The sequence below is a fragment of the Lactobacillus sp. UMNPBX19 genome (assembly GCF_002553805.1).
In the GTDB taxonomy this organism is placed as follows: Bacteria; Bacillota; Bacilli; order Lactobacillales; family Lactobacillaceae; genus Lactobacillus.
On sequence record NZ_PCYR01000010.1, the window covers coordinates 19,051 to 43,295 of the forward strand.

31 protein-coding genes, 1 other RNA gene and 1 other annotated feature are annotated in these 24,245 nt (G+C 35.9%); of the genes, 31 read left to right on the forward strand and 1 reads right to left on the reverse strand.

Annotated elements, in window-relative coordinates; translation table 11 throughout:
* Positions 1-95 precede the first annotated feature (95 nt).
* From rplK to CP370_RS04365, 9 genes are all read left to right on the forward strand, one after another.
* Complete coding sequence (gene rplK, locus CP370_RS04325) at positions 96-521, forward strand: 50S ribosomal protein L11 (protein ID WP_004895752.1); 426 nt, start codon at positions 96-98, stop codon at positions 519-521.
* A 97-nt stretch (positions 522-618) separates the two neighbouring features.
* Complete coding sequence (rplA, locus tag CP370_RS04330) at positions 619-1,311, forward strand: 50S ribosomal protein L1 (protein WP_004895751.1); 693 nt, start codon at positions 619-621, stop codon at positions 1,309-1,311.
* Between the two features lie 281 nt (positions 1,312-1,592).
* Positions 1,593-2,750: an RNA-guided endonuclease TnpB family protein gene (locus tag CP370_RS04335; RefSeq protein ID WP_087285079.1), complete on the forward strand. Its 1,158-nt coding sequence runs from the start codon at positions 1,593-1,595 to the stop codon at positions 2,748-2,750.
* A 242-nt stretch (positions 2,751-2,992) separates the two neighbouring features.
* The gene (locus tag CP370_RS04340; RefSeq protein ID WP_012845684.1) at positions 2,993-3,637 is read left to right on the forward strand and encodes an amino acid ABC transporter permease; all 645 of its coding nucleotides are present in this window, start codon (positions 2,993-2,995) and stop codon (positions 3,635-3,637) included.
* On the forward strand, positions 3,624-4,271 hold the full coding sequence (locus CP370_RS04345) for an amino acid ABC transporter ATP-binding protein (RefSeq protein ID WP_012845685.1): 648 nt from the start codon (positions 3,624-3,626) through the stop codon (positions 4,269-4,271). Before CP370_RS04340 ends, CP370_RS04345 begins: the two co-directional genes overlap by 14 nt.
* Complete coding sequence (locus CP370_RS04350) at positions 4,271-5,059, forward strand: amino acid ABC transporter substrate-binding protein (RefSeq protein WP_180707240.1); 789 nt, start codon at positions 4,271-4,273, stop codon at positions 5,057-5,059. Before CP370_RS04345 ends, CP370_RS04350 begins: the two co-directional genes overlap by 1 nt.
* Positions 5,060-5,097: 38 nt before the next feature.
* Positions 5,098-5,221: a sequence feature (ribosomal protein L10 leader region), on the forward strand.
* A 37-nt stretch (positions 5,222-5,258) separates the two neighbouring features.
* Positions 5,259-5,759, forward strand: coding sequence for a 50S ribosomal protein L10 (rplJ, locus tag CP370_RS04355; RefSeq protein ID WP_004895747.1), 501 nt, complete (start codon positions 5,259-5,261; stop codon positions 5,757-5,759).
* A gap of 43 nt (positions 5,760-5,802) precedes the next feature.
* A complete protein-coding gene (rplL, locus tag CP370_RS04360) occupies positions 5,803-6,165 on the forward strand; it encodes a 50S ribosomal protein L7/L12 (protein ID WP_003647769.1) in 363 nt (120 codons plus the stop codon).
* 77 nt (positions 6,166-6,242) lie between these two features.
* Positions 6,243-7,079: an ion channel gene (locus tag CP370_RS04365; RefSeq protein ID WP_232457405.1), complete on the forward strand. Its 837-nt coding sequence runs from the start codon at positions 6,243-6,245 to the stop codon at positions 7,077-7,079.
* 31 nt (positions 7,080-7,110) lie between these two features.
* On the opposite strand, the gene CP370_RS04370 is transcribed toward CP370_RS04365, so the two are convergent.
* The gene (locus CP370_RS04370; protein ID WP_087285082.1) at positions 7,111-7,335 is read right to left on the reverse strand and encodes a hypothetical protein; all 225 of its coding nucleotides are present in this window, start codon (positions 7,333-7,335) and stop codon (positions 7,111-7,113) included.
* Positions 7,336-7,438: 103 nt separating this feature from the next.
* Here CP370_RS04370 and CP370_RS04375 point away from each other — a divergent pair, with 103 nt between their 5' ends.
* From CP370_RS04375 to CP370_RS09975, 22 genes are all read left to right on the forward strand, one after another.
* Positions 7,439-8,050: a class I SAM-dependent methyltransferase gene (locus tag CP370_RS04375; protein ID WP_012845690.1), complete on the forward strand. Its 612-nt coding sequence runs from the start codon at positions 7,439-7,441 to the stop codon at positions 8,048-8,050.
* A gap of 75 nt (positions 8,051-8,125) precedes the next feature.
* Positions 8,126-8,308 (forward strand): hypothetical protein, encoded by a 183-nt coding sequence (locus tag CP370_RS04380; RefSeq protein WP_004895743.1) that lies wholly within the window; start codon positions 8,126-8,128, stop codon positions 8,306-8,308.
* Positions 8,309-8,762: 454 nt separating this feature from the next.
* Positions 8,763-9,290: a transcriptional regulator gene (locus CP370_RS04385; protein ID WP_232457404.1), complete on the forward strand. Its 528-nt coding sequence runs from the start codon at positions 8,763-8,765 to the stop codon at positions 9,288-9,290.
* A gap of 112 nt (positions 9,291-9,402) precedes the next feature.
* Positions 9,403-9,738: a YxeA family protein gene (locus CP370_RS04390; RefSeq protein ID WP_012845692.1), complete on the forward strand. Its 336-nt coding sequence runs from the start codon at positions 9,403-9,405 to the stop codon at positions 9,736-9,738.
* A gap of 63 nt (positions 9,739-9,801) precedes the next feature.
* Complete coding sequence (gene tadA / locus CP370_RS04395) at positions 9,802-10,284, forward strand: tRNA adenosine(34) deaminase TadA (RefSeq protein WP_004896738.1); 483 nt, start codon at positions 9,802-9,804, stop codon at positions 10,282-10,284.
* Positions 10,285-10,317: 33 nt separating this feature from the next.
* Positions 10,318-10,398: signal recognition particle sRNA small type (ffs, locus tag CP370_RS04400), an RNA gene on the forward strand.
* A 62-nt stretch (positions 10,399-10,460) separates the two neighbouring features.
* Complete coding sequence (gene dnaX / locus CP370_RS04405; RefSeq protein WP_087713254.1) at positions 10,461-12,269, forward strand: DNA polymerase III subunit gamma/tau; 1,809 nt, start codon at positions 10,461-10,463, stop codon at positions 12,267-12,269.
* A gap of 12 nt (positions 12,270-12,281) precedes the next feature.
* Positions 12,282-12,611 carry a YbaB/EbfC family nucleoid-associated protein gene (locus CP370_RS04410; RefSeq protein WP_061400186.1) on the forward strand — a complete coding sequence of 110 codons (330 nt, stop codon included), beginning with the start codon at positions 12,282-12,284 and terminating at the stop codon, positions 12,609-12,611.
* A gap of 1 nt (position 12,612) precedes the next feature.
* On the forward strand, positions 12,613-13,212 hold the full coding sequence (gene recR / locus CP370_RS04415; protein ID WP_012845696.1) for a recombination mediator RecR: 600 nt from the start codon (positions 12,613-12,615) through the stop codon (positions 13,210-13,212).
* Positions 13,209-13,445 carry a YaaL family protein gene (locus CP370_RS04420; RefSeq protein WP_004896742.1) on the forward strand — a complete coding sequence of 79 codons (237 nt, stop codon included), beginning with the start codon at positions 13,209-13,211 and terminating at the stop codon, positions 13,443-13,445. The genes recR and CP370_RS04420 overlap by 4 nt, the downstream gene beginning before the upstream one ends.
* A gap of 106 nt (positions 13,446-13,551) precedes the next feature.
* Entirely contained in the window at positions 13,552-14,193 is a 642-nt protein-coding gene (tmk, locus tag CP370_RS04425; RefSeq protein ID WP_004896743.1) for a dTMP kinase, read from the forward strand.
* Between the two features lie 13 nt (positions 14,194-14,206).
* A complete protein-coding gene (locus CP370_RS04430; RefSeq protein ID WP_012845697.1) occupies positions 14,207-14,533 on the forward strand; it encodes a cyclic-di-AMP receptor in 327 nt (108 codons plus the stop codon).
* Positions 14,533-15,390 carry a DNA polymerase III subunit gene (locus CP370_RS04435; RefSeq protein WP_012845698.1) on the forward strand — a complete coding sequence of 286 codons (858 nt, stop codon included), beginning with the start codon at positions 14,533-14,535 and terminating at the stop codon, positions 15,388-15,390. The genes CP370_RS04430 and CP370_RS04435 overlap by 1 nt, the downstream gene beginning before the upstream one ends.
* A 10-nt stretch (positions 15,391-15,400) precedes the next feature.
* Positions 15,401-15,745, forward strand: a complete 345-nt coding sequence (yabA, locus tag CP370_RS04440) for a DNA replication initiation control protein YabA (RefSeq protein WP_004895731.1) — start codon at positions 15,401-15,403, stop codon at positions 15,743-15,745.
* A 5-nt stretch (positions 15,746-15,750) separates the two neighbouring features.
* Positions 15,751-16,608 carry a 16S rRNA (cytidine(1402)-2'-O)-methyltransferase gene (gene rsmI / locus CP370_RS04445; RefSeq protein ID WP_041822397.1) on the forward strand — a complete coding sequence of 286 codons (858 nt, stop codon included), beginning with the start codon at positions 15,751-15,753 and terminating at the stop codon, positions 16,606-16,608.
* Positions 16,609-16,622: 14 nt separating this feature from the next.
* Positions 16,623-17,357 (forward strand): acyl-[acyl-carrier-protein] thioesterase, encoded by a 735-nt coding sequence (locus tag CP370_RS04450; protein ID WP_087713253.1) that lies wholly within the window; start codon positions 16,623-16,625, stop codon positions 17,355-17,357.
* A gap of 55 nt (positions 17,358-17,412) precedes the next feature.
* Positions 17,413-17,928 (forward strand): folate family ECF transporter S component, encoded by a 516-nt coding sequence (locus tag CP370_RS04455; RefSeq protein WP_098043374.1) that lies wholly within the window; start codon positions 17,413-17,415, stop codon positions 17,926-17,928.
* Between the two features lie 29 nt (positions 17,929-17,957).
* Complete coding sequence (gene tsaB / locus CP370_RS04460) at positions 17,958-18,683, forward strand: tRNA (adenosine(37)-N6)-threonylcarbamoyltransferase complex dimerization subunit type 1 TsaB (RefSeq protein WP_087285087.1); 726 nt, start codon at positions 17,958-17,960, stop codon at positions 18,681-18,683.
* Complete coding sequence (gene rimI / locus CP370_RS04465; protein WP_004895726.1) at positions 18,667-19,203, forward strand: ribosomal protein S18-alanine N-acetyltransferase; 537 nt, start codon at positions 18,667-18,669, stop codon at positions 19,201-19,203. The genes tsaB and rimI overlap by 17 nt, the downstream gene beginning before the upstream one ends.
* Positions 19,204-19,220: 17 nt before the next feature.
* Positions 19,221-20,267 carry a tRNA (adenosine(37)-N6)-threonylcarbamoyltransferase complex transferase subunit TsaD gene (tsaD, locus tag CP370_RS04470; protein WP_087713251.1) on the forward strand — a complete coding sequence of 349 codons (1,047 nt, stop codon included), beginning with the start codon at positions 19,221-19,223 and terminating at the stop codon, positions 20,265-20,267.
* 216 nt (positions 20,268-20,483) lie between these two features.
* On the forward strand, positions 20,484-23,516 hold the full coding sequence (locus tag CP370_RS04475; RefSeq protein WP_087713250.1) for an SEC10/PgrA surface exclusion domain-containing protein: 3,033 nt from the start codon (positions 20,484-20,486) through the stop codon (positions 23,514-23,516).
* 247 nt (positions 23,517-23,763) lie between these two features.
* Positions 23,764-24,222: a hypothetical protein gene (locus tag CP370_RS09975; RefSeq protein WP_232457403.1), complete on the forward strand. Its 459-nt coding sequence runs from the start codon at positions 23,764-23,766 to the stop codon at positions 24,220-24,222.
* Positions 24,223-24,245: the final 23 nt, after the last annotated feature.

Here is a 24,245-nt window from a genome sequence, read left to right on the forward strand (position 1 = left end):
GCTGGTAGTATATTAGAGTATCTTTATTATTGTGGGAGGAGAAGAAGGAAAATTCTCCACTATAACCGCATCACGGAATCAAGGAGGTATTGACCGTGGCAAAGAAAGTTATTAACGTAGTTAAACTGCAAATTCCTGCTGGTGCAGCAACTCCTGCACCTCCAGTTGGTCCTGCATTAGGTCAAGCTGGAATCAACATCGTTGGTTTCACTAAGGACTTCAACGCACGTACTGCTGATCAAAAGGGTATGATTATCCCTGTAGTTATTACTGTATATGAAGATCGTTCATTCGAATTCATTACTAAGACTCCACCAGCTGCTGTTCTTTTGAAGAAGGCTGCTAAAGTGGACAAGGGTTCTGGTGAACCTAACACTAAGAAGGTTGCTAAGGTAACTAAGGACCAAGTTAAGGAAATTGCCGAAACCAAGATGAAAGATCTAAACGCTGCAGATATTGAAGCTGCTATGCGCATGATTGAAGGTACTGCTAGAAGCATGGGCTTCACTGTAGAAGACTAGTGTTTTTAGGAACGTCGGATCGTTAATCAAAATTAACGAATCAAGGTGGGAGAGTGTGAGAAGACTCGTTTGACCACATTTTCAGGAGGATTTTTACATGGCAAAGCATGGAAAGAGATATTTAGAAGCAGCTAAAAAAGTTGATTCAACTAAATTTTATTCAGTAGATGAAGCTATGAAGTTAGCAAAAGAAACTTCATACGCAAACTTTGATGCAACTATTGAAGTTGCATATAACTTAAACGTTGACCCTAAGCAAGCAGATCAACAAATTAGAGGTGCATTGGTACTTCCAAACGGTACTGGTAAATCTAAGAAAGTTGTTGTTTTTGCTGAAGGTCCACAAGCTGATCAAGCTAAAGAAGCAGGTGCTGACGAAGTTGGTTCTGATGATTTAGTAGAAAAAGTTCAAAACGGTTACTTAGACTTTGACGTAGTTATTGCTACTCCAATGATGATGGCTAAGGTTGGTCGTTTAGGTCGTATCTTAGGACCTAAAGGCTTAATGCCAAACCCTAAGACTGGTACTGTTACTATGGACGTTGCTAAAGCTGTTGAAAACCAAAAAGCAGGTCAAGTTGAATACCGTGTTGATAAGCAAGGTTTAATCCATGCACCAATCGGTAAGGCTTCATTTGACGCTGAAAAATTAGCACAAAACTTTGATGCATTACGTGACGTTATTCTTCGTGCACGTCCTGCATCAGCTAAGGGTCAATACGTTAAGAGTGTTGCCGTTTCTGCAACCTTTGGCCCTGGTATCCACTTGGATCCATTAAACTTAGACTAATTAATAGTTGTTTAATTAAGCAAAAAGACTTCACAATTGTGAAGTCTTTTTTTGTACTAAGGTTGAAAGTGTAATGAGATTTTAGTTAAAATCAAACAATATGCTATTTTTAGAACAGGAGCTGATTAACTGTTAACAAAAATATAGAAATTTATAGAAGAAGATGGAAAAATTAGCTTATTTAGAAAGTTAAACATGGAAAATAAGCTTTAATTCAATACTTACTTGTTTTGCTTTTCTTCCTTAGATAAACTTATGTTTGTATTTTAGGAGGTGAAGCAATGATTAAAACTCAAGTAGTTAAGCTAAAAGTTAATAAGACTATGCAAAAGTATCTTGATGCTTTATGTGACTATCGCCGATACTGCTGGAATAAAGGACTTGAAACTTGGCAATTAATGTATGAAGCTCATACCTTGAATAAGCAAAATAATCCAAGTCCTAATGAACGCAGAGTCCGCGATGAACTAGTTGCAAATAAAGACGCCTGGCAATATGCTTTGTCTGCTAGATGTTTACAACTAGCTGTTAAAGACTTAGCTAATGCTTGGAAGAACTTTTTTGATAAGGCACAGCCTGATTGGGGAATACCTAGTTTTAAATCTAAGAAATCCCCCAGACAAGGCTTTAAAACTGATAGAGCTAAGATTGTTAATGGCAAGCTTCGTCTTGATCGCCCAAGAAGCATCTCAAAAGAGTCTTGGTTTGATTTAAAAAGTTATGAAGCCCTAAAGATGGATGAAGTCAAAGTGGTAAGCATCTTCAAAGAAAAAGAGAGCTATTATGCGGCGTTGCCTTATGAAGAGGACATGCCAGCTAAGGCTAAAACTCATCAAAAGACAGCAGTTGATGTTAATGTTGGTCACTTCAACTATACAGAGGGCCCAATCAATGTTTTGCCAGCTAAATTGCAAAAGCTTTATAAGCGTATTAAGCATTATCAAAGAATGCTGGCGCGTAAAAGAGAAGTGAATGGTAAGTTAGCTACTAAGTCAAATAATTACTATGCAGTGAGAGCCAAACTGCAAAGAGATTATCGTAAAGTGGCTAATATCCAAAATGATCTTTTACAAAAGTTCACTGCTAAGCTTATAGATAATTACGACCAAATTGTAATTGAAGACTTAGCAGTTAAAGAAATGATGATGATGCATGTAGCTTCAAAAGGTATGCAGCGATCGCTCTTTAGCAAGTTTAGACAGATCTTAACTTACAAGTGTGATTGGTATGGCAAAGAATTAATCTTGGCTGATAAAAAATACCCATCAACTCAAAGATGTGCTCAGTGTGGTTATGTCAAAAAAGGCGAGGAAAAGATCACTTTGCAAGGTAACAAAAAGCATGGTACCAAACATAATGAGTATGTCTGTTATGAGTGTGGCTACAAGAATGATCGAGATGAAAATGCGGTTTTAAACCTTTTAGCGTTAGCAAAATAAAAAAAATAAACGGGGCTGGCTAGGTCCTTAAGCTGGAAGAGTCTGGCTCACTGCAAAACTTGTTTTGCTAGTGATGCAGGACATCGAAGAGCTGGTCAATGTGATTACTCCTATTTGGAATATCAGAATACTAGTGAAGACGACAGTAAATGAAACAAAGAAAGGAAAAATATATCTTTCTAATATGTAGAAAATTCGTATTCTTCTACATATTTCCATGTTTTATATAGCAGGTGAAGGAAATGCTAAATTATATTTTTAGTATTATGCCATCATTATTTTCCGGTGCTTGGTTAACTACTGAAATCTTTTTTTGGACGACTGTAGTTTCTATTCCGCTAGGTTTATTAGTTGCCTTTGGTTTACATTCAAAATTGAAATTAGTTAAAGCTATTTTGAAATTTTATGTATGGATTATTCGTGGTACACCACTTTTACTACAATTAATTTTTATTTTTTATGGCTTACCAACTGTTGGAATTGTCTTTCCAAGATACGAGGCTGCATTAGTCGCATTTATTATCAATTATGCTGCTTACTTTGCAGAAATCTTCCGTGGTGGACTGCAAGCAGTACCCGTCGGTCAATTTGAGGCAGCACAAGTGCTAGGCTTAAGTAGATGGCAAACAATTAATCGTATTGTGCGTCCACAAGTTGTTAAGATTGTTTTGCCTTCGATTGGTAATGAGCTGATAAACTTAGTTAAGGACTCCAGTTTGGTCTATGTAATTGGTTTAGGAGACCTTTTACGTGCCGGAAATGTTGCGACTGCAAGAGACGTGTCTTTAGTTCCACTAGTATTAGTAGGGTGCGTATATTTGGCAATGACAGCAGTTTTAACAGCTTTATTGAGAGTAGTGGAGAAGAGAAGCAATGTCTGGAAATAAAGTTTTAGAGCTCAAGAATATAAGTAAGAGTTTTGGCACGAGAAAAATTATTGATAAGTTAAATTTGTCACTAGATCAAGGAGATATCTTAAGTATTATTGGCCCTTCAGGTGCAGGAAAAACTACACTGCTTCGCTTGATCGCAGGGCTTGAAAGTGCCGATAGTGGAAAATTCCTCCATAATGGAAAAGAATTTGATCCTACAGATCGTAATAATCATTTGGTAGGGATGGTTTTTCAAGATTACAATCTTTTTCCAAACCTTTCAGTAATGGATAATATTACGCTTGCTCCAATTATGGTAAATAAGATGAGTAAAGCAGAGGCTGAAAAAGCAGCTGCACCTGTTTTAGAGCAATTAGACTTAGACAAGTTTAAAACTTTATATCCATACCAATTATCAGGAGGACAAAAGCAGCGTGTAGCCATTGCCAGAGCCCTGCAAATGAAACCTGAAATCTTGTGTTATGATGAGCCTACGTCTGCCTTAGATCCCGAGTTAGTAGGAAAAGTAAAAGATATTTTCTTAAAGCTTAAACAAACAGGAATGACGCAGGTAATTATCACTCACGATCACCAGTTTGGAAAAGCTGTTGCTGATAAAATCTTAAAAGTTGAGCCAATAGAAAAATGATGAAAAAAATAATACGATTTTTGGGTCTATTGATCATTGTGCTAGCTTCTGTTGGCGTAGCTGGGTGTCAAGGACAGGAAAACTCATGGCAGGCGATTAAATCACGTGGTACTTTAGTAATTGGTGTTGACGACAGCTTCGTACCAATGGATTTTCGCCAAAAGAATGGTAAGCTCGCTGGCTTTGATGTTGACTTAGCTAAGGCTGTTTGCAAGGAGATCGGTTTAAAACCTGATTTTCAAACAATTGATTGGTCAATGAAAGAAACAGAACTTCGCAATGGGACAATAAATGTTATCTGGAATGGGTATACTAAGACGAAGGCTAGGGCAAAGAAAGTAGCATTTTCAAAACCATATCTTGAAAATGATCAGATCCTGGTTACACGAAAAAATGAAGGAATAAATAATTATCGACAAATGAGGGGGAAGATTCTTGGAGTTCAAACAGGATCTTCAGGAGCCGATGATTTGGATAATTATCCGAAAGTCTTAAAGAAACGTGTCAAAAGTACAGTTTTGTATGATACTTATAACAATGCCTTCATTGATTTAAAAGCTGGCAGAATTGATGGCTTATTAATTGATGGGGTATATGCAAATTATTATTTAGCTCATAGTAAGTATCAAAAAGAATTTAAAAAAGAAAAATTACCATATCCAAGTGAAAAATTTTCAGTAGGAATCAATAAAAAAGATGAAACTCTTAAAAACAAGATTAATCAAGCTCTTGACCACTTAGAGAAGACGGGAGAGTTAAAAAAGATTCGCGAAAAATGGTTTAATTAAAAAAAGCTATTGACGACTTATCTAATTTAAGGTAATATATTGTACAGTAAATTCTACCTAAGACTCGGGTGGCTAACGTGCCTTAATATCCCGCCGAGGCCAGAAAAACAAAGAGTTTTACAACTCCATGTCTTTTTGGCATGGAGTTTTTATTTCGGCTGATAGAATTTATCTTAAAGTAAATTTGGAGGTGAATTCGTTGAGTAAAGCAATTATTGCTAAAAAAGAAAAGCTTGTTGATGACTTTGCAGCAGAACTTAAGGAAGCTAAGGCTATCTTAGTAATTGACTACTTAGGTTTAACTGTTGAAGAAGTAACTAACTTACGTAAGGATCTACGTGATGCTAACGTTAAGATGAAAGTTATCAAGAACACTTACTTAAAGCGTGCTGCTGAAAAGGCTGGTATTGAAGGTTTAGAAGATACTTTTGTTGGTCCTACTGCTGTTGTTTACACTGCTGATGCAGAAGACATCACTGAACCAGCTCGTATTGTTTCTAAATACGAAGATGATATCGACGCATTATCAATTAAAGGTGGTATGCTCGAAGGTAAGGTTGCCAGCCAAGAAGAAATCAAGAAACTTGCAGCTATTCCAGGTCGCGAAGGTTTACTTTCAATGCTTGTATCTGTATTACAAGCTCCAGTTCGCAACTTTGCATACGCTGTTAAGGCTGTCGCTGATTCAAAAGACGAATAATATTAGTAAATTTACACATATCTAATTTCGGAGGAAACTTATAATGGCTTTAGATACTGAAAAGATTATTGAAGATTTAAAAGGTGCTTCAATCCTTGAATTAAACGACTTAGTAAAGGCTATTGAAGACGAATTTGGTGTTTCAGCTGCTGCTCCAGTTGCTGCTGCAGGTGCTGCAGGCGCAGGTGCAGAAAAGACTGAATTTGACGTTGAATTGACTGATGTTGGTCAAGAAAAAGTTAAGGTTATCAAGGTTGTTCGTGACATCACTGGTCTTGGCCTTAAGGATTCTAAGGACCTTGTTGATGGTGCTCCTAAGAACGTTAAGGAAGGCGTTTCTGAAGACGAAGCTAACGACATCAAAGCTAAGCTTGAAGAAGTTGGCGCAACTGTTACTGTTAAGTAATAACGTCTTAACTGAACATCCTACTGAAAATGAGGACTCTATTTTACGGAGTCCTCATTTTTGTTTACAATAAAATTATGTTTAGGAAAAATTTTTATAAATGGTTTAAAGCTGCTTTAGCTATTATTCCAATTATTCTGCTTGTGTTAGATTTTGCGGCAATAATTGATATTAATAGTAGGAATAGTAAGTGGTTTTGGCTAAATAATCTTATTTTAATTATTTTGGCAATAGATTACTTTTCTCGGCTCTATCTTGCAAAAAATAAGAAAGTATTTTTTAGAAATAATATTTTTGAGCTGCTAGCAATTATTCCCGTTGGTCTTGCCTTTAGTTGGATGAAACTGGCTCAGTTGGGAGATATTGGTTTATATTTTAGGCTATTACGTTTAATCCGGTTGGCTGGTCTAGTGGGGATGCTAAAAGATATCTTACATACTCATGGTATTTTATATGTAATATACTTTAGTATTGCCTTTTTGATGTTAGGATCAGTTGCAATTTCGATTACTGAGCATGTTTCACTTGATCAAGCATTCTGGTGGGCAATTACTACAGCAAGCACGGTAGGATATGGAGATATTTCTAAACACACAATTTCACCACAATCTTTACTGGGAAAATTAGTGATTTTAGCGATGATTCTGATTGGAGTAGGGGTAATGGGAATCGTTACTAGTTCGCTTACTGCCTACTTGATGAGAAGAAATGAAGGTAAAATCAGTATTAAAGATAAAGATGCAGATTTGACCTTAATTTTAGATAAATTAGACCGGCTAGAAGATCAAAATAAAATGTTGGCTGAGCAAAATCAAAACTTGCAAAAACAAATCCAAGAATTAAAAGAAAGTCGCCCTCCTCGAGAGTGGGATAAATTTAAAGAATGGATTGAAAAGAAAAAAGATAAAAATTAAAGCGTAAATTCAAAAATGAATTTACGCTTTTTTACATCTTCAAATAAAAATGTAGAATAATCATGAATAGAAGATAACATCCGGCGATAATAATGATAACCCAACCAGCTGTTAACCAAAATCTTGCCCAGGTTTGTCTATTTGTTGAAAGAACACGACCAAAAACTGCTTGATTGCCTTTTATTCTAAATCCTACCCATAAAAAGATAATTCCAATAATAATTGCTAAAATAAATATAGGAATAGAAATCATCATTCTATCTCTTCCTTTCTGTAACATTCTAAGTATAAGGCTTTATGGAAAAAAACAAAGCAGAATTGATAAACTATAAATAGAAATTAAAGAAGCGAGAATAATTATGACAAAAAAGAATCAAATGTATTTTGCGGCTAATCCTGATGCCAAGCATGATGAACACTTAGTTGACTATCATATTGATGATATTGATTTAAAATTTACAACTGATGCGGGCGTTTTTTCAAAATTAAGAGTTGATTATGGTTCTGGCGTTTTAATAAAGGCAATGAAAAACGTTGATTTTCCTAAAGATGGCATCTTAGATGTTGGGACTGGTTACGGTCCAATGGGATTGTTTGCGGCCAAGTTTTGGCCTGATCAAGAAGTTGATATGGTAGATGTAAACGAGCGTGCCTTAGACTTAGCTAAAAGAAATGCACAGTTCAATCGAATTGATAATGTAAATATTTATCAGTCAGATATTTATGAACAAGTGAATAAAAAATATGGGCTAATTATTACTAATCCACCGATTCGTGCTGGTAAAAAGGTAGTTGACCAAATTTTAGCTGATGCAAAAGATCATCTAGTAGAAAACGGCGTCTTATTGGTAGTAATTCAGAAGAAACAAGGTGCACCTAGTGCCAAGAAATTAATGACAAAGATATACGGAAATTGTGAGATTCTAGCTCGTGACAAGGGCTACTACATTTTAATGAGTACAAATAATTAAAAAAATAACAATAAAGGTTTATAATGAAAGCGGATACAAAGCGGAGAAAAATACTTTGAAAGAAGTGAATTCATTATGAAACTGTTTATTAACATTATTTTAGTCTTGATTGTTTTAGCTGGTCTTGGTGGAATGATTTATTTATCAGTTAATGGTAATCGTTTCTTAGGTGCAGCTGGGTTAGCAATGCTTTATTTCATTGGATCAATCGGCTATTTTGTTAACTGTTATACGATTAAAAAACGTGGTCGTATTTAAATAGAAAGGGTCAGAGGATCTTTTTTATTTTTACTTATTATTCTATACATGAATACGTTTTATGATGAATTTATTTAATTGAGCTGGTTAATTTAGCCAGCTTTTTTTAGTTATAAAGGTTATTATATTACAAATACCAGTACTTATAAGCTCAAACATAGGAATAGATGATGATATGAAAATAAGAGAAGCTTTTCGAAAAGAAAGATTGGCTCAGCATAAAACACAAGCCGCTTGGTTAAAAATATACCTATGTCTGTTTCTCACTATTCAGAAATAGAAACAGGTTACGCTAAAAATGGAAAAGAAGCTAGATATAATAAAATTTTTTGAGTCAGTCAATGGCTCATACAAAATTGATGAACGTGCAAGGATGATAGAGAATATTTCTAATTAATTATCGGTTGCTTTTAATAATAATGATTTAGAAAAAATTGAAAAAATTACTCATGAATTGGAAAATATGCCTGCTGTTCCAAAAATTACATATTATCGGGCTGTATTAATCAGGGCTTATTTAAAGGATGAAATGACTTCAATGGATAAAGCAACTCGAACAAAAATTAATCAATATATTTATCAAAAAGATAATTGGGTTACAGATAACGAGGCATTGACAATTTTTGGTAAATCTATGCCTATTTCTGATCCAGATATTTTGATTGCTAGAATGGGAAAGGTCTTACGCTACTATAAAAATTTAGAAAATTGTCCAGCTACTTTTCAGCGGAGAGTATCCGCAGTTTGTGTTAATTATTTATACACGGCGCTTTGTATTAGAAAAATTGATAAATATGTGTCAGAAACAATGGCTCTTATTCGTACATTGTCTTTTGATGATAGGTTTGGATTAAAGATTCTCATTACTCAATATTTTGAAGATATGAGAAATGGAGATAAAAAATCTATGCAGCAATTAAAAGATGTGTTGAGACATGCAGGTCTAACGAAACTTGCAAATCGATTACAGAATGAAAGCTGATATAAAAATAATTCGAAATATCGAAATTTAATTGCTGATGACGATACTTTCTTAGTAACATATAATCAATCTAAAATAATTAATCGATAAGTTTAGTGTAATGAAGGTAAATATGAAGAAATTTAAAATAGGAGCTATTTCACTTCTGACTGTACTGGTAATAGCAATTATTGGCGTTTTGACTGTTCATACATCTGCTACCGATCGGTTAAATCCATTGGTTAGTGAAACAGTTAGTTATGCTAAGGTTCCAAAAAACACTCAGAATTATAAACAAGTAACGATCATTAACCCAAAGGATGGTAAAACTAGGGCTTATAAAATAAAACAAGTGGGTGGCTATGATCCAAATCAGAAATATATTAAGATCCATCATAAGGGCCAATATGTAAAATCAATTTCATACATTAAAAAAATCAGTTTTATAACCAACAATAAAAATTTTTAGCTAGCAGGTCGCTAGCTTTTTTCTTTTTGTTAGAATATAAGCAGAAATTAAAGAGGAAGATATATGTTAACTAAAGAGCAAAAAGAAAAATATATGCACCTAGCCTTTGAACAGGCAAAAAAGGCTGAAGAACAAGGTGAAGTACCAATTGGTGCAGTTGTTGTAGATAAAGATGGCAATGTGATTGGTGAAGGATATAATAGACGCGAGCTTGATGAAGATGCGACGCAACATGCCGAAATGATTGCGATTAGACAAGCTTGTAAAAAGTTAAATTCCTGGCGCCTAGTCGACTGTAGTTTGTTTATTACACTTGAACCCTGTCCCATGTGCAGCGGTGCTATCATTAATTCAAGATTAGCTGAAGTTTATTATGGTGCTTTTGATCCAAAAGCTGGAGCAGCAGGCAGTGTCATTGACTTATTTAAGGTAGAAAAATTTAATCATCATCCTAAAATTTATGGCGGTTTATTTAGGGATCAAGCAGCCCAAATGCTAAAGGATTTTTTCCGTGAAATTAGACGTAAACAAAAGCAAGATAAATAGTGGAAAAATAAATCAAAATACTGTATTATAGTTTGTGGGCAATGTTCGACCTCCAAATTGTGTCAGGACCGGAAGGTAGCAGCACTAAGGTTGCTTGGGCATGTGCCTTTTTTTGAGAATTTAAACAGCTCTTAGCTCGTTTGAGCTAGGAGTTTTTTTGATAAAGGAAGTGCAAAATGGCTTATCAAGCGCTATATCGTAAATGGCGTCCGCAAACTTTTGATGGAGTCGTAGGACAAACAGCGATTACTGATACATTAAAAAATGCAATCAAGCGTGGCAAGATATCACATGCTTTTCTATTCGCAGGACCACGTGGTACTGGTAAAACATCATGTGCTAAAATTTTTGCCAAGGCCTTAAATTGTACTAATCTACAAGACGGAGAACCATGTAATGAATGCGAAAACTGTCTTGCAGCAGATCAAGGAACAATGAACGATATCATCGAAATCGATGCTGCATCTAACAATGGTGTCGATGAAATTCGAGATATCAGAGATAAAGTAAAATACGCCCCAACACAGGGTAAATATAAAGTCTACATCATCGATGAGGTTCATATGCTTTCGATGGGGGCCTTCAATGCCTTACTTAAGACACTGGAAGAGCCGCCGGAGCATGTGGTCTTTATCTTAGCTACAACAGAGCTTCAAAAGGTTCCAGCAACTATTATTTCTAGAACCCAGCGCTACAATTTCAAGCGGATTGATCAACATGATTTAATCGCTCGCATGACCTATATTCTTGGCCAAGAAAAAATTGACTTTGAAGAAAAGGCCCTTGAAGTAATTGCTCAAGTAGCTGATGGTGGAATGCGTGACAGTTTAAGTATCTTGGATCAGATTTTATCTTATGATCAAGATAAGGTTAAATATGAAGATGCTTTAAGAATAACTGGTTATGCGGCTCAAGAAAAAATTGAACAAGTATTATTAAATTTACTTAATGGCGAAACTTCAGCAGCTCTTGAAATAGTTCATGCACTTTTGCAGGATGGAGCATCAACTAAGAATATTTTAGATGAGTTGATTAGTTTAACTGTTAAAGGGATGCTGGCCATTAAGAGTAATAAGAAAGAAACTTTTTTAACTGAGGATTATGTTTCTGAATTAACTAAAATTCCAGAAGAAAAATTCTACTCTCTTGTGCAAGCAGCTAATAACGCCTTAAATGACTTGCGCTACACTAACCAGCAACAAATTCCGCTTGATGTATTTGTAGTTCAAGTGACTCAATCTCCAGTAAAAGCTGATAATGCACCTCAACAAGCTGAAGCAATTTCGTCAGATGTTGTTCAAACTCTAAAAAATCAAATTGACACTTTAAGTAAGCAAATTGCGGAATTGAAAAACAGACCAGCACCTGCTAGAAGTACTACTTCAGACTTTTCAGGCACAATTAAAACTGAAACTAAGTCACAAATTAGACGTGTTGCCGATAAAGAAAATAAGCCAGAACAAAAGCCGAAAAGAAGAAAGGCTAGTTCTAATAACCAAGCGGCTCAAGAAAATAACCGCCGGCAGGTATATCATGTGCTTGAAAATGCCACTAAGGAAGACTTAAATACAGTAAAAGATATTTGGCCAGACTTACTGTCTACGCTAAAGGTATCTCAAAGAGCTGTAATGGAAGTTTTAGATCCTGTGGCTGCAAGTCACGAGCAAATTGTTTTAAAATGTAAGTATGAATTATGGTTTGAGCGAGCAAATCAAGACGGAGATCTAATTTCTCAACTTGAAGCTGAAATTGCGAAGCTAACAAAGCATAATTATAGTATTGTTTTAGTTGCAGATTCTTCATGGTTGAAAGTACGGCATGATTTTGTGGCAAGTCATAAAGAAGAGTTACTTGCTAAAAAATTTCAAAGACTAGAAAAATCTGAACAAGAAGCAAATGGTAATCAGATAGATCCTCAAGCAAAAAAAGAAGTCATTGATAAGGCTAAAGAATTGTTTGGAGATCTAGCACAAGTTAAAGATTAAGGAGAGAAAACTATGGGTAAGAGACCTAATTTTGGTGGTATGGGCATGGGTAACATGCAAGGTTTAATTAAGCAAGCTAAGAAGATGCAACAACAAATGGAAGCTGAACAAGCAAACTTAGCTACTCAAGAATTTGTTGGTAAGTCTGCTGATGACATGGTAGTTGCTACTTTTAGCGGCGACCGCAAGCTAAAAGACTTGAAGATTAATAAAGAAGCAATCGATCCAGATGATCCAGATATGCTTCAAGATCTTGTTATCGATGCCGTAAACAAGGGAATCAAGGCAGTAGATGATGCTACTCAAGCATCAATGGGAAAATACACTAAAGGTTTGATGTAAGATGCAATATCCATTACCAATTGCCCGTTTAATTGATAATTATATGAAGCTGCCTGGTATTGGTGAAAAAACAGCAACACGTTTAGCCTTTTACACAATGGACATGCCAGAACAGGATGTGGAAGACTTTTCTAAGTCATTAATGCAGGTAAAAGAAAATCTTCATTCTTGTTCTATTTGTGGAAATATTACTGAAAGTGATCCATGTGAAATTTGCCGCGATCAAAACCGTGACCGTTCAACGATAATGGTGGTTGAGCAACCAAAAGATGTCATGGCTTTTGAAGAAATGGGCGAATATAATGGTTTGTACCATGTCTTACATGGTGTCTTGTCCCCAATGGATGGAGTAGGACCAGAAGAAATTAACATTAAAAGTTTAATTACCAGACTTCAGAAACAAGATGAAGTTAAAGAAGTCATTCTTGCTCTAAACTCCAGCCCAGAAGGTGAAGCAACTGCTATGTATCTAGCTAAGCTGATTAAGCCAGCTGGCTTAAAGGTAACGCGTCTTGCTGCTGGTTTAGCCGTAGGTAGCGATATTGAATACGCTAACTCAATTACTTTGAAGCGCGCTGTTCAAGGGAGAACAGATCTATGATTGGAAAAAGGAACAAAGTTAAAAAAGCAGGCGACGAACGATTACTAAGAATTGTTGCTCAACTGCAAAGACAACTTGCTGAACAAAAAGTTTTCGATCAAACGACAATTGATTATTCATTTGATAATCGAGTTTTAAATAAAATTCTCCATGCAAAATTTATTTTTTTGTATGAAGAAGCTAGAAGAAGAAACACTAAATCTAGTAGCTCATCAAGCGTTATTACTAGATAATGTAGTCCACTGCGGTGGACTTTTTTTGTGGAAAAATAAATAATCTTAAAAAAACAAGTCTGTCTTTCTTTTTTCTTTTACAGTACAATGCCAAGTGGGGGTAGACATGAGAGGATATTTAATTACATTTGAAGGCCCAGATGGGGCAGGAAAAACTACAGTTATTAACGAAATAATTAAGCAATTACCGCAAAGTTTACAAGAACGGACTCTTGTCACGCGTGAGCCAGGTGGATCTAAAATTTCAGAAAATATTAGAACAATTATTTTAGATCCAGAAAATAAAGAAATGGACGATAGAACTGAGGCTTTGCTTTATGCAGCCCAAAGAAGTCAACACGTAAGTGAAGTGATTCGTCCAGCCTTAGCAGCGGGTAAAGTAGTCTTATCAGATAGATTCATTGATAGTTCACTCGCTTACCAAGGTGTAGGTAGAAATTTAGGCATTGAAGAAGTAAAGCAAATTAATGATTTCGGAACTGGCGGACTTGAGCCTGATTTAACCATCTTCTTAGACCTAGATCCAGCTGTTGGTTTAGCTAGAATTGAAAAAGAGCGCGCTGGTCAAGAAGATCGACTTGAACAAGAAAAAATTGACTTCCATAATAAGGTCTATGCTGGTTATCGTGAATTACTTGAACGCTATCCTGATCGAATAAAAAAAGTAGATGCTAATTTGCCGATCAAGGATGTTGCAGCTAATAGTGTTAAAATAATAAGAAAACAATTACCTGATATTTTTATGTAAGGATTTGGTAAGAATGAAACTTGTTTTAGCAATTGTACAGGATAAAGATGCAGATACCTTAGCAAAAGAATTTATTCAAAATGATGTACGTGCAACTAAATTAGCTACCAGCGGTAGCTTTTTGAGAGCAGGAAATACAACTTTTATCGTGGGTATTGAAGATGACCGCGTAAATGAAGTATTAGAAATCATTAAAAAGAGCTCCCATACTAGAGAACAATATGTCTCGAATATGAACATGGATGCTGCAGGCACTTCCATGCTTGGAAAACCAGTTCAAGTTACTGTTGGCGGAGCGACTGTCTTTGTATTACCAGTTGAGGAATTTAAACACTTTTAATGATTGATTTAAAAAATATCGGCCAAAAGCAGGCTGATCTTTTAAGGGATGCATATTTAAATAAAAAAGTTGCCCATAGTTACTTGTTTGTTGATCCCATGCAAAAGAAGGGAATTAATACAGCTTACTGGCTAGCTTGTCTCTTTAATTGTGTAGGAGAAGACAAACCGGATGGCACTTGTAACAATTGCCAGAGAATCTTAGATGGAAATCATCCAGATGTCTTCTTAGTAAAACTAGAAGGTAAGCAGACTCTCTCGATTGATCAGATTCGTCCTTTAAAAGAAGAACTTGCTAAGAGCCCTGTTGAAGGAAATCGCCGCTTTTTTATAATTGAAAATGCGGAAAAATTAACTTTAGCTGCAAGCAACGCCTTGCTTAATTTATTAGAAGAACCAGTAGCGCCGGTCGTTACCATTCTGATCACAAATAATGAAAATCAAATTTTACCAACGGTTAAATCTAGAACCCAGATTCTTAATTTCTCTGATGAAAAGATTGATAGTAAAAGAGCACAATTACTTGAATATGGCTTAACAGATGAAGAAATTGATGATCTAGGCGATACAAGTAAGCTTGAAGAAGAGAGTAAATACTTGTTTCAAGAGCTGTTAGAACGTAATGATTTAGCTTTGGTGCGTGTGAATCAGATTAGCAGTCTTGCTACTAAGCCAGCGAGTCAAAAGTTTGTTTTTTATCAGCTTAAAACTTTGGCTATGAAGAACTTAGAAACTGGTCAAAAGTTAAGGGAAAGTGCATCTTTATTAGAGTTATTAATGACTTGCGATAAGATGCGAGCCAGTAATGTTAGTTTCCACAATACATTAGATTATTTAGTATTGAGTTTTGAACGGTAGGTGTTTTTGAGTGGATCCATTTTCACAATTGTCACAATTACAGCACAATCTTCAGGCAATGACAAAAACTGTTGCCGGTCTGGAAAATGACATGCTTGAAGTATTGAAAGAAAATACAGAATTAAAAGTTGAAAACCAACTATTAAGAGAAAAGATTAGTAAGCTAGATGCAAATAAAGAACCAGCTGAAAATAAGTCACAAGCTGGTTTGAAGTCACTGAGAAATATTTACGATTCTGGTTACCATATCTGCAATATGTACTATGGTTCTCACCGTGAATCAGGTGAAGATTGCATGTTTTGCTTAGATATTTTAGATAATTTTGTAAATCACGGACAAAAGAGTAGGGGATAAAAATGATGCAAGTGCAGAGTAGTTTTAATGAAAAAGATAAGGGGCGTCTGTATCTTGTCCCTACTCCAATTGGAAATTTAGAAGATATTACTTTAAGAGCTAAAAGAATTCTAACTGAAGCTGATTACATTGCAGCTGAAGATACCAGAACTAGTGGGATCTTGCTTGAAAAGATTGGCGTTCATAATAAGATGATTTCTTTTCATAAGTATAATTCTAAAGAACGTGCTCCAGAATTGATTAAGCTGCTTAAGGAAGGAAAGACAATTGCTGAGATTTCTGATGCTGGGATGCCAGTAATCTCAGATCCTGGTTATGTCTTGGTGCAAGAATGTATCAAAAATGATATTCCAGTTGTCTCTCTTCCTGGTCCTTCAGCTTTTGCCACTGCCTTAATTGCTTCGGGGTTTGATGCACAACCCTTTACTTATTATGGTTTTTTGCCGCGTAAGAGCAGTGAGCAGAAGAAGTACTTTGAAATGATGAACACTTCGCGTGCTACTTCAATCTTTTATGAAGCACCGCATCGCTTGAAGAAGACCTTGAAGACTTTAGCTGAAGTAATTAAGCCAGATCGAAAGATTGCCTTGGCTCGTGAATTAACCAAGATTCATGAAGAATATATCAGAGGATCAATCAGTGAAATTAATGAATACTTCACTGAGAACGATCCACGAGGTGAATTTGTGGTTTTAGTTTCTCCTAATGAAGAGGAAGAAAGGCAACTTTCTTGGGATGAGTTAATCAAGCAAGTAGCCGACCAAGTAGCAGCTGGTGAAAGTAAAAAAGATGCGATTAAGTCAGTTGCTAAGGCAAATAAGGTTTCAAAGAATGAACTTTATGACAAATACCATCAAAATTAAGCACGAGGATTAAGATGGAAAAGATTTTTAAAGAAGAACACCAAGTTAGCTATGGTGATTGTGATGAAACAGGAAAAATTCAACTTCCTCATTTAATTGAGCATTTTATGCAGGTTTCAAATGATCAATTAACTTCAGGTGGTGCTGGGATTCATGATTTACTAAAGCAAAATCTAGGCTGGGTTGTAGTTGAGTATCATCTTGATATTGACCGCTTGCCTGAAGCTGGTGAAAAAATCACTGTTACTACCAACGGTAGTGGATATAATCGCTTTTTTGAATACAGAGATTTTGGTATAATTGATTCTACTAACGAAAAGATAGTGGATGTCAAAAGCCAATGGGTAATTTTAGATTTAAAAAATCGCAAAATTACTGAAGCAGATGATCAAATGATGCAGAAATTTGGAAATCCATACTTGAAACATATGCCGCGCTTTAAGAGATTACGTCCCTTAAAAGAATATCGCTCAAGTAAGAAATATACTGTTAGATATTATGATTTAGATACAAACCATCATTTAACTAATAGTATTTATTTCGATTGGATGATTGATACCTTGCCAAGAGAATTCTTGAATTCTCATACTGTCAAAAGTATTGATATTTCATTTAAAAAAGAAGTTCAATATGGAAACCAAGCACTAGCAGAAGTAGAGCTTGACCAAGATACATTGACTTCGTATCATTTGATTTCTAATCAGGGTAAGGAGTCTGCCTTGGCTGAAATTAATTGGAAAGAAAATTAAAGGCATGATTTGTTGTTAGTACAGTCGTGCTTTTTTTTGAAAGGTAGGTATGTCAATGAAGACAGGAATAAAGAAATTAGATTTGCAGGGGTTAGTTACCCTAGCACTCTTTGTAGCAATGGATGTTGTGCTTGGGAAGATATCTTTTGGTTCATTAACCTTAAAGGTAGGTTTAGGATTTATTGGAAGTGCATTGCTTGCTTATTATTTTGGTCCCTTGTGGGGCGGAATTGGGGCATTAGTTAGTGACTTGTTGCGGTCAGCGATTTTTGGAGTTGAGGGAGGCTTCTTCCCAGGCTTTACGCTGTCAGCAATTGTTGCTGTGGTAATTTATGCTCTTTTCTTATATCAAAAACCAATTAAGTGGTGGCGTATTATTGCTTCAACCTTATTAGTTACCTTAGTGGTTAATGTCTTAATGAATACTTACTGGATTCATATATTACGTGGCTTAGATTTAAGAGCAGCATTTCTACAAAGAATTCTAAAAGAGTTGATCGCTCCTTGGATTCAAATTGTCGTTCTTTACGTGATTTTAAATGCTCTTCAACGTGTTAAAATAAGAAGGTAATTTCGATAATAATCAAGGATAGAATTTAAATGAAAATATTAAGTATTACTACTGCAACCAATCATTTGAGCGTAGCTTTGAATGATGGAGATAAAATTTGGGAAAAGAACGAAGAAGATCATCGAAATCATAGTGAACATTTAGATCCTTTAATTAATGAATTGTTGAAGGAAAATGATCTTACTTTAAAAGATATTGATCGTTTTGCAGTTGCAGAAGGTCCTGGTTCTTATACTGGTTTAAGAATTGGAATTACTACTGCGAAGATGTTTGCTTCTATTTTAAATAAAGACTTAGTTGGGGTATCAACTTTAGCTGCATTAGCTAACGGCGCAAGCGATGGCTTAATCGTGAGTGAATTAGATGCTCGTAACAAGAACTTCTTTGCTGGTGTTTATCGTAAAACTGACGGCAAGTTAAAGAATCTAGTTCCTGACGGTCACTACCATTTAGATGACTTGATGAATAAGGTGAAAGACCTTGGCTTATCTGAACAAGTTATCTTTGTTGGTAGCCCAATTGAAAAATATCAAGATGAAATTAGGGACTTACTAGGTTCAGACAATTTCACTCAAGATGCTGGCGACAACCAAATTCATGCTGGTGAAATTGGAAAGTTAGCTCTTGATAAAGAAGCAGTAGATCCTGATAAGATGGTGCCAAAATATTTGAGACGTACGCAAGCTGAAATGGACTGGCATAATAAGACTGGAAAGGCATTTGGCCCCGATAGCGACTATGTTGAAGAAGTTTAGTTTATTTTTTCATCCGGTAGAAATAGACCTCAGCTTTACGCCCTTTGCATTAAGGTTAGATAATGAAACTTATCAGATTATGAAGGCTAGCGATGAGAATATTGCGGACTTGCTAGGTCTAGAGCAAGAGGTGTACTTTGGACGGACGCCTTGGAGTCGATTCTCTTTTAAGAGTGAATTAAAGAAGCATGCGAATTCCTTGTACTTGGTAGTTTATCAAGGCTCAACTTTGGTGGGCTTTGTGGGGATGAGAATGCAGGCTCAAGAAGGACATATTACCAATATTGCGGTAAAGCCTACCTATCAACGAAGAGGAATTGGTGAGTTCTTACTCAGAACCATGATTGGGATTGCTCAGAAAAATCGTGCAGTTCAGATGACTTTAGAGGTACGCAGCGATAACTATAATGCTCAGAGTCTATATCGTAAGTTAGGCTTTAAAGATAACTTTATCCGGAAGAACTACTATACTACTGAACAAGCAGATGCGATTAGCATGATTAAAGAATTGACAGATTAAGAATAGGAAGAGATAAAGTGACTAAAAAAGATGTTCGAATTTTAGCATTTGAAAGCTCATGTGATGAAACTTCAACTGCTGTGATTAAAAATGGTCGTGAAATCGAAAGCTTAATTGTAGCTACTCAAATTAAAAGTCACCAACGCTTTGGTGGGGTTGTGCCAGAGGTAGCAAGTCGTCACCATATTGAAGTAATTACGCAGATTACTAAGGAAGCTTTAGATGAAGCAAATGCGACTTGGGATGATATTGATGCAATTGCGGTCACCTATGGACCAGGTCTAGTTGGGGCACTTTTAATTGGTGTTAGTGCAGCAAAGGCAGCTTCAATGGCAACTGGAATTCCGTTAATTGGGGTTGACCACATTATGGGCCACATTATGGCAGCGCAATTAAAGGATGAAATTGAATATCCAGCCCTTGCTTTGCAGGTGTCTGGTGGACATACTGAGATTGTCTTGATGAAGGATCCGATCCACTTTGAAATTGTGGGTGATACGAGGGATGATGCAGCTGGTGAAGCCTATGATAAGATCGGCCGCGTTTTAGGTGTTAATTACCCAGCAGGTAAGACCATCGATGAATGGGCACACAAGGGGAAAGATACCTTCCACTTCCCAAGAGCAATGATGGAAGATGATGATTATGACTTCTCCTTCTCAGGTCTTAAGAGTGCCTTCATTAATACTTGCCACCATGCAGACCAAATTCACAAAGAACTTGATAAGTATGACCTAGCTGCAAGCTTCCAAGCTTCAGTTGTTGATGTGTTAAGTCACAAGACAATTAGAGCTATTAAGGAATATAAGCCAAAGACCTTTATTCTAGGCGGCGGTGTCGCCGCAAACCACGGCTTACGGGATAGATTAGCCGAAGAGATTGAGAAGTTGCCTGCTGATATTAAGCCGAAGGTGATCTTACCAGACTTGAAGCTTTGCGGAGATAATGCAGCTATGATTGGTGCAGCTGCCTATAACTTGTATCAAGCAGGTAAATTTAGTGATGAGAACTTAAATGCAGATCCATCACTTGAGTTGCCCTATGCTGAAAGTATGTTGAAGTAAGAGCTAAACAAAGCATAATTGTAGATAGTTAACAGAATAAGTTATTTTATAAAGAACCAAATGATGTTGAAGAAGAACGTTTTTTCTTTGATGTCGTTTGGTTTTTTGCTTTGTTCGTAAAACACCTTGACAAAATAAAAAATGGGGGGGTAAACTAGGCTTGTGTTTACCTTTTAGATCAGAATCAGTTATTTAATTATATTCGGAGGAGTAAGAATGAAAAGTAAAAATAGTAAATTAATGTATGTTTCGGCTGCAGTGCTTGCAGCTGGTGCAGTAGCTAGCGTTAACACTCAAAACGCTCATGCGGCTGAAGTTCAAAAGCAAGCTGATAAGAATGCAGCACAAAATACAATTGATCAAAATCAAAAAGATTTAATTCAAACTCAAGATCAATTAAACAAGGCTCAAGCAGAGCATGATGAAGCTGTTCGCAAGACCTCAGATGCTCAAGCAAATGTTTTAACTGCTGACTCAAATAATCAATCAGCTCAATCAGGTTTAGCTGACGCTCAAGATCAATTAAAGACTGCGCAAGATGCACAAGCTAAAGCTCAAGCAAATTATGATGCTTCTTACGAAAATAATGTTAAGTCTGCACAAAACGATGTAAATAAAGCTAACGCTGATGTTCAAAGTACTCAAGAACAAATTAATGTTCAAAACACTAAACAAGCAGAAGCTTTAAATAATCGTCAAGGTCAAGAAGATGACTTAAAGACTAATACTGAAACTTTGAATAAAACTAATGAAGAAATTAGTAAGACTCAAGGTCAAGTTGACCAAGTTCAAAAGACTCATGATGCTGTAAATAAGGATTATCAACCCGTTAAAGCCGAATTAGATAAGCAAGCTAAAGAAGTGCGTGATGCACAAAAGGCTGCTGAAGCAAATGCTAAGGAATTAACTCAAGCACAAAACGAGTTAAAGACGGCACAAGACACTGCAAATAAGTCTGCTGAAACTATTAATAATGCGCAAACAAAATTGACTAATGATACTAACGCATTAAACGGTGCAAAGAGTGAATTGAGTGCAAAGCAAAAACAAGCAAGCGACTTAACTAGTCAAAGAGATCAAGTAGCTAAAGATTTACAAGTGGCACAAAACAAGATGAACGCTGCAAAAGCCGACTCAAATGCAGATAAAGATACAGTAGTCAACACTATGGTTATGCCACAAGTTTACAAGGATACTGTAAAGAAGTGGTTGACTAGAGATCCTACTGATGATTATTACAAAGAAATGGAAGCCGCAAGTTGGATTGGCTGGACCCAAAACGAATACAAGCATAATGAAGCTGAAAAGAATCATATGGTTGATTTAAAGCATATGTCCAGAGCTGATCAAATTGAATTAAATAAGTTTGGTATTAATTTAATTAATCAATTAAGAAGCCAAATTGGCGTAGATCCATGGACCTTTAACGAATCAGCTTTAGACTTTGCAAATGCGATTGCCGATAGATATGTAAAAGATGACTGGGATTCAGATAAGAATGGCCATGATAGTGCAGCTATTAATGAATTAGCCCATCAATATGGCTTAGACTATGCGGTTTCACGTAAGGATGGTACATATAGTAAGGATGGCCAATATTATGAAAATATGATGACTGATTTATTTGGATGGACCGAAATCCCATTCGAACAAGCAAAAGCCGATGCAGATAAATTTGGCAATCCATATCATTATAGTGACCAAGAATTAGCATACAATATGGATAATACGTATAGTCACTCACAAGACGATTATAATAATCGATTAGACGATATGGATCACCTAAAGAATCAAGTATATAACGCAGTTAAGCGATTTGCATTCAACTATAATGAATGGCTTCATGCGTATGGTATTTTGTCACAAGACTTTTTCGATTATAGTGCAAAAGGTAAAAACTATGCCGCAATTAGTTTCAGTGCGAAACCAACTCCTAACCATTGGGGCGATGACGATTTGCAATTGCACTTTATCAATGTTCATGAATCCATGGTTCTTGATCCAAAAGTATTCAATGTAAATGCAAATATTCCATTAGATTCAAATAAATCTGATGCATCTAAGCAATATTCTGAAAGTTTAGCTCAAGTAAACGATTTGAGTGCTAAGAAATCCAACTTAGATAATCAAATTAACGGTTTAACTAACGATATTAAGGGACTTAATACTCGCATTAGTGATTTGACTAAATCAATTAGCGATACTAACAAGACTCTTGCAGACGCAAAAGCAACTAAGGAAGATGCAGACAAGAAGATTGCAGTTCTACCAGGTCGCGTTCAAGAATTGAGGGATAAACAAGCATCCCTAGATAAGACTCAATCTAAGGCAGAAGCTGATTTAGCTACTTACCAAGCTAAGAATAAAGATCTTCTTGCTCAATTTAACGCTGCTAAATCTAACTTAGATAAGTTAACAGCTAAGTTAAATGATCTTAACAGTGCAAAGAGCAAGGCTGAAAGTGCAGTAGCAGAAAGCAAAGCTAACTTAGACAAGGCAACAAGTGAATTATCAGCTATTTCTTCTCGTTTAGATGAATTGAAAGCTAAGTTATCAACTGCTAAAACTACTAAAGAAGAAGCTGACGCTAACTTAGCTAAGGCTAAAGCTGCATATGATGAATATGTAAGCACCCATAAAGATGTAATTGATAACTTGAACAAGGCAAATTCTGAATTAGCAGATAAGACTAAAGCTTATAACGAAGCAAAAGAAGACGCTGCTAAGACTGATAAGGAATACCAAGCTGCTCAAGATGAATTGACTAAGTTAAACAATCATATTGAAGACTTATCAACAGCTATCACTAACTATGAATCTAAGATCAAGCAATTAAATACTACAATCAACAAGCAAAAGGCAGACCAAAAACGTGCTTCCCTTGATGCTCAAATCAACAAGGCTCTAGATAATGTTTCAGCTCCTAAGCATACTGCTACTACAACTACTAGTGTTCAAGCTGGCACTTCTAGCTCAGTAGGTTTAGCACGGGCAGTAGATTCAGTAGGTACTGTATCTACTACTCAAAGCAGTAAAGTCTTAACTAACGCAGTAGTAAGATCAAATACTGCATCTGTTTTAAGTCCTCAAACTAAGAAGTTAGTTGCCCAAGCTAATGCATCTAAGAACTCATTACCACAAACTGGTGCTAACGATAAGCTCAGCGTATTTGCTGCTTTAGCAGGATTGTCTTTAGCATCCCTAGGCCTAGGCTCTTTAGTAGGCGAGAAGAAGAGAAAGCGTAACTAAGCCGATGGAAGAGAGAGAATTTTTAAAAAAGCTTGGCCTTGAGAATGATAAGGAATTGAGTGAATTAGATCAATTAAATAAATATTCACTTGATTAAGATGAGAAGAATGATTTATTTAGACTTTCAGATAAAGATGAATTAGTAGTTAATAATAGTCTTAGTCATTTATCTTCTACTCAACTCATTCAGCCAATTTTATTCTATCGGGATTATGCTAAGATCATAATAACGGGCTGGAGGGCACTTTTGAACGTTGCGCCTGCTTCTGATGAAGATTCCGAAAATCATGAACTATCTTGGATCAAGAAAAAGATAGAAAATGGTAAGGGAACATCCGTTGATAAGGTAATGGTGGGTGAGCCTGAACTAATTGGTAAGGAAACAAAGATTACTAAATCGGATTTGAATATTCAAGCAGGTCATTTGCTAGGAAAATTTAGTGGAGTACTTCAAAATATTGAAAAGTATCTAGGAACAGATCAAAATATCGATAATATAATGACCTATCCTCAATTTAAACGTGCTAACGAAAGTTCTAAAGAATATTCGGGTCAATCGAAAGTAATATTTGGAATAATAGAGATACTTGTTTCTACTATGAAGCAGAAGCTATTTTTGCAAATATTAATGACAATATTCCGATTGGTACTAGACTTCGAGTTATTCCAGTTAGAAAGAATGAAGAAGACAATCGCCAATATGTAATCGATTCAGATGCGGATGAAGAA

Excerpts from the sequence above, each read along its gene's own strand:
- rplA (WP_004895751.1), top strand. The coding sequence starts at position 619 with ATGGCAAAGCATGGAAAGAGATATTTAGAAGCAGCTAAAAAAGTTGAT.
- CP370_RS04335 (WP_087285079.1), top strand. The coding sequence starts at position 1,593 with ATGATTAAAACTCAAGTAGTTAAGCTAAAAGTTAATAAGACTATGCAA.
- CP370_RS04340 (WP_012845684.1), top strand. The coding sequence starts at position 2,993 with ATGCTAAATTATATTTTTAGTATTATGCCATCATTATTTTCCGGTGCT.
- CP370_RS04345 (WP_012845685.1), top strand. The coding sequence starts at position 3,624 with ATGTCTGGAAATAAAGTTTTAGAGCTCAAGAATATAAGTAAGAGTTTT.
- CP370_RS04350 (WP_180707240.1), top strand. The coding sequence starts at position 4,271 with ATGAAAAAAATAATACGATTTTTGGGTCTATTGATCATTGTGCTAGCT.
- rplL (WP_003647769.1), top strand. The coding sequence starts at position 5,803 with ATGGCTTTAGATACTGAAAAGATTATTGAAGATTTAAAAGGTGCTTCA.
- CP370_RS04365 (WP_232457405.1), top strand. The coding sequence starts at position 6,243 with ATGTTTAGGAAAAATTTTTATAAATGGTTTAAAGCTGCTTTAGCTATT.
- CP370_RS04370 (WP_087285082.1), bottom strand. The coding sequence starts at position 7,335 with ATGATGATTTCTATTCCTATATTTATTTTAGCAATTATTATTGGAATT.
- CP370_RS04375 (WP_012845690.1), top strand. The coding sequence starts at position 7,439 with ATGACAAAAAAGAATCAAATGTATTTTGCGGCTAATCCTGATGCCAAG.
- CP370_RS04380 (WP_004895743.1), top strand. The coding sequence starts at position 8,126 with ATGAAACTGTTTATTAACATTATTTTAGTCTTGATTGTTTTAGCTGGT.
- CP370_RS04390 (WP_012845692.1), top strand. The coding sequence starts at position 9,403 with ATGAAGAAATTTAAAATAGGAGCTATTTCACTTCTGACTGTACTGGTA.
- tadA (WP_004896738.1), top strand. The coding sequence starts at position 9,802 with ATGTTAACTAAAGAGCAAAAAGAAAAATATATGCACCTAGCCTTTGAA.
- dnaX (WP_087713254.1), top strand. The coding sequence starts at position 10,461 with ATGGCTTATCAAGCGCTATATCGTAAATGGCGTCCGCAAACTTTTGAT.
- CP370_RS04410 (WP_061400186.1), top strand. The coding sequence starts at position 12,282 with ATGGGTAAGAGACCTAATTTTGGTGGTATGGGCATGGGTAACATGCAA.
- recR (WP_012845696.1), top strand. The coding sequence starts at position 12,613 with ATGCAATATCCATTACCAATTGCCCGTTTAATTGATAATTATATGAAG.
- CP370_RS04420 (WP_004896742.1), top strand. The coding sequence starts at position 13,209 with ATGATTGGAAAAAGGAACAAAGTTAAAAAAGCAGGCGACGAACGATTA.
- tmk (WP_004896743.1), top strand. The coding sequence starts at position 13,552 with ATGAGAGGATATTTAATTACATTTGAAGGCCCAGATGGGGCAGGAAAA.
- CP370_RS04430 (WP_012845697.1), top strand. The coding sequence starts at position 14,207 with ATGAAACTTGTTTTAGCAATTGTACAGGATAAAGATGCAGATACCTTA.
- CP370_RS04435 (WP_012845698.1), top strand. The coding sequence starts at position 14,533 with ATGATTGATTTAAAAAATATCGGCCAAAAGCAGGCTGATCTTTTAAGG.
- rsmI (WP_041822397.1), top strand. The coding sequence starts at position 15,751 with ATGCAAGTGCAGAGTAGTTTTAATGAAAAAGATAAGGGGCGTCTGTAT.
- CP370_RS04450 (WP_087713253.1), top strand. The coding sequence starts at position 16,623 with ATGGAAAAGATTTTTAAAGAAGAACACCAAGTTAGCTATGGTGATTGT.
- CP370_RS04455 (WP_098043374.1), top strand. The coding sequence starts at position 17,413 with ATGAAGACAGGAATAAAGAAATTAGATTTGCAGGGGTTAGTTACCCTA.
- tsaB (WP_087285087.1), top strand. The coding sequence starts at position 17,958 with ATGAAAATATTAAGTATTACTACTGCAACCAATCATTTGAGCGTAGCT.
- rimI (WP_004895726.1), top strand. The coding sequence starts at position 18,667 with ATGTTGAAGAAGTTTAGTTTATTTTTTCATCCGGTAGAAATAGACCTC.
- CP370_RS04475 (WP_087713250.1), top strand. The coding sequence starts at position 20,484 with ATGAAAAGTAAAAATAGTAAATTAATGTATGTTTCGGCTGCAGTGCTT.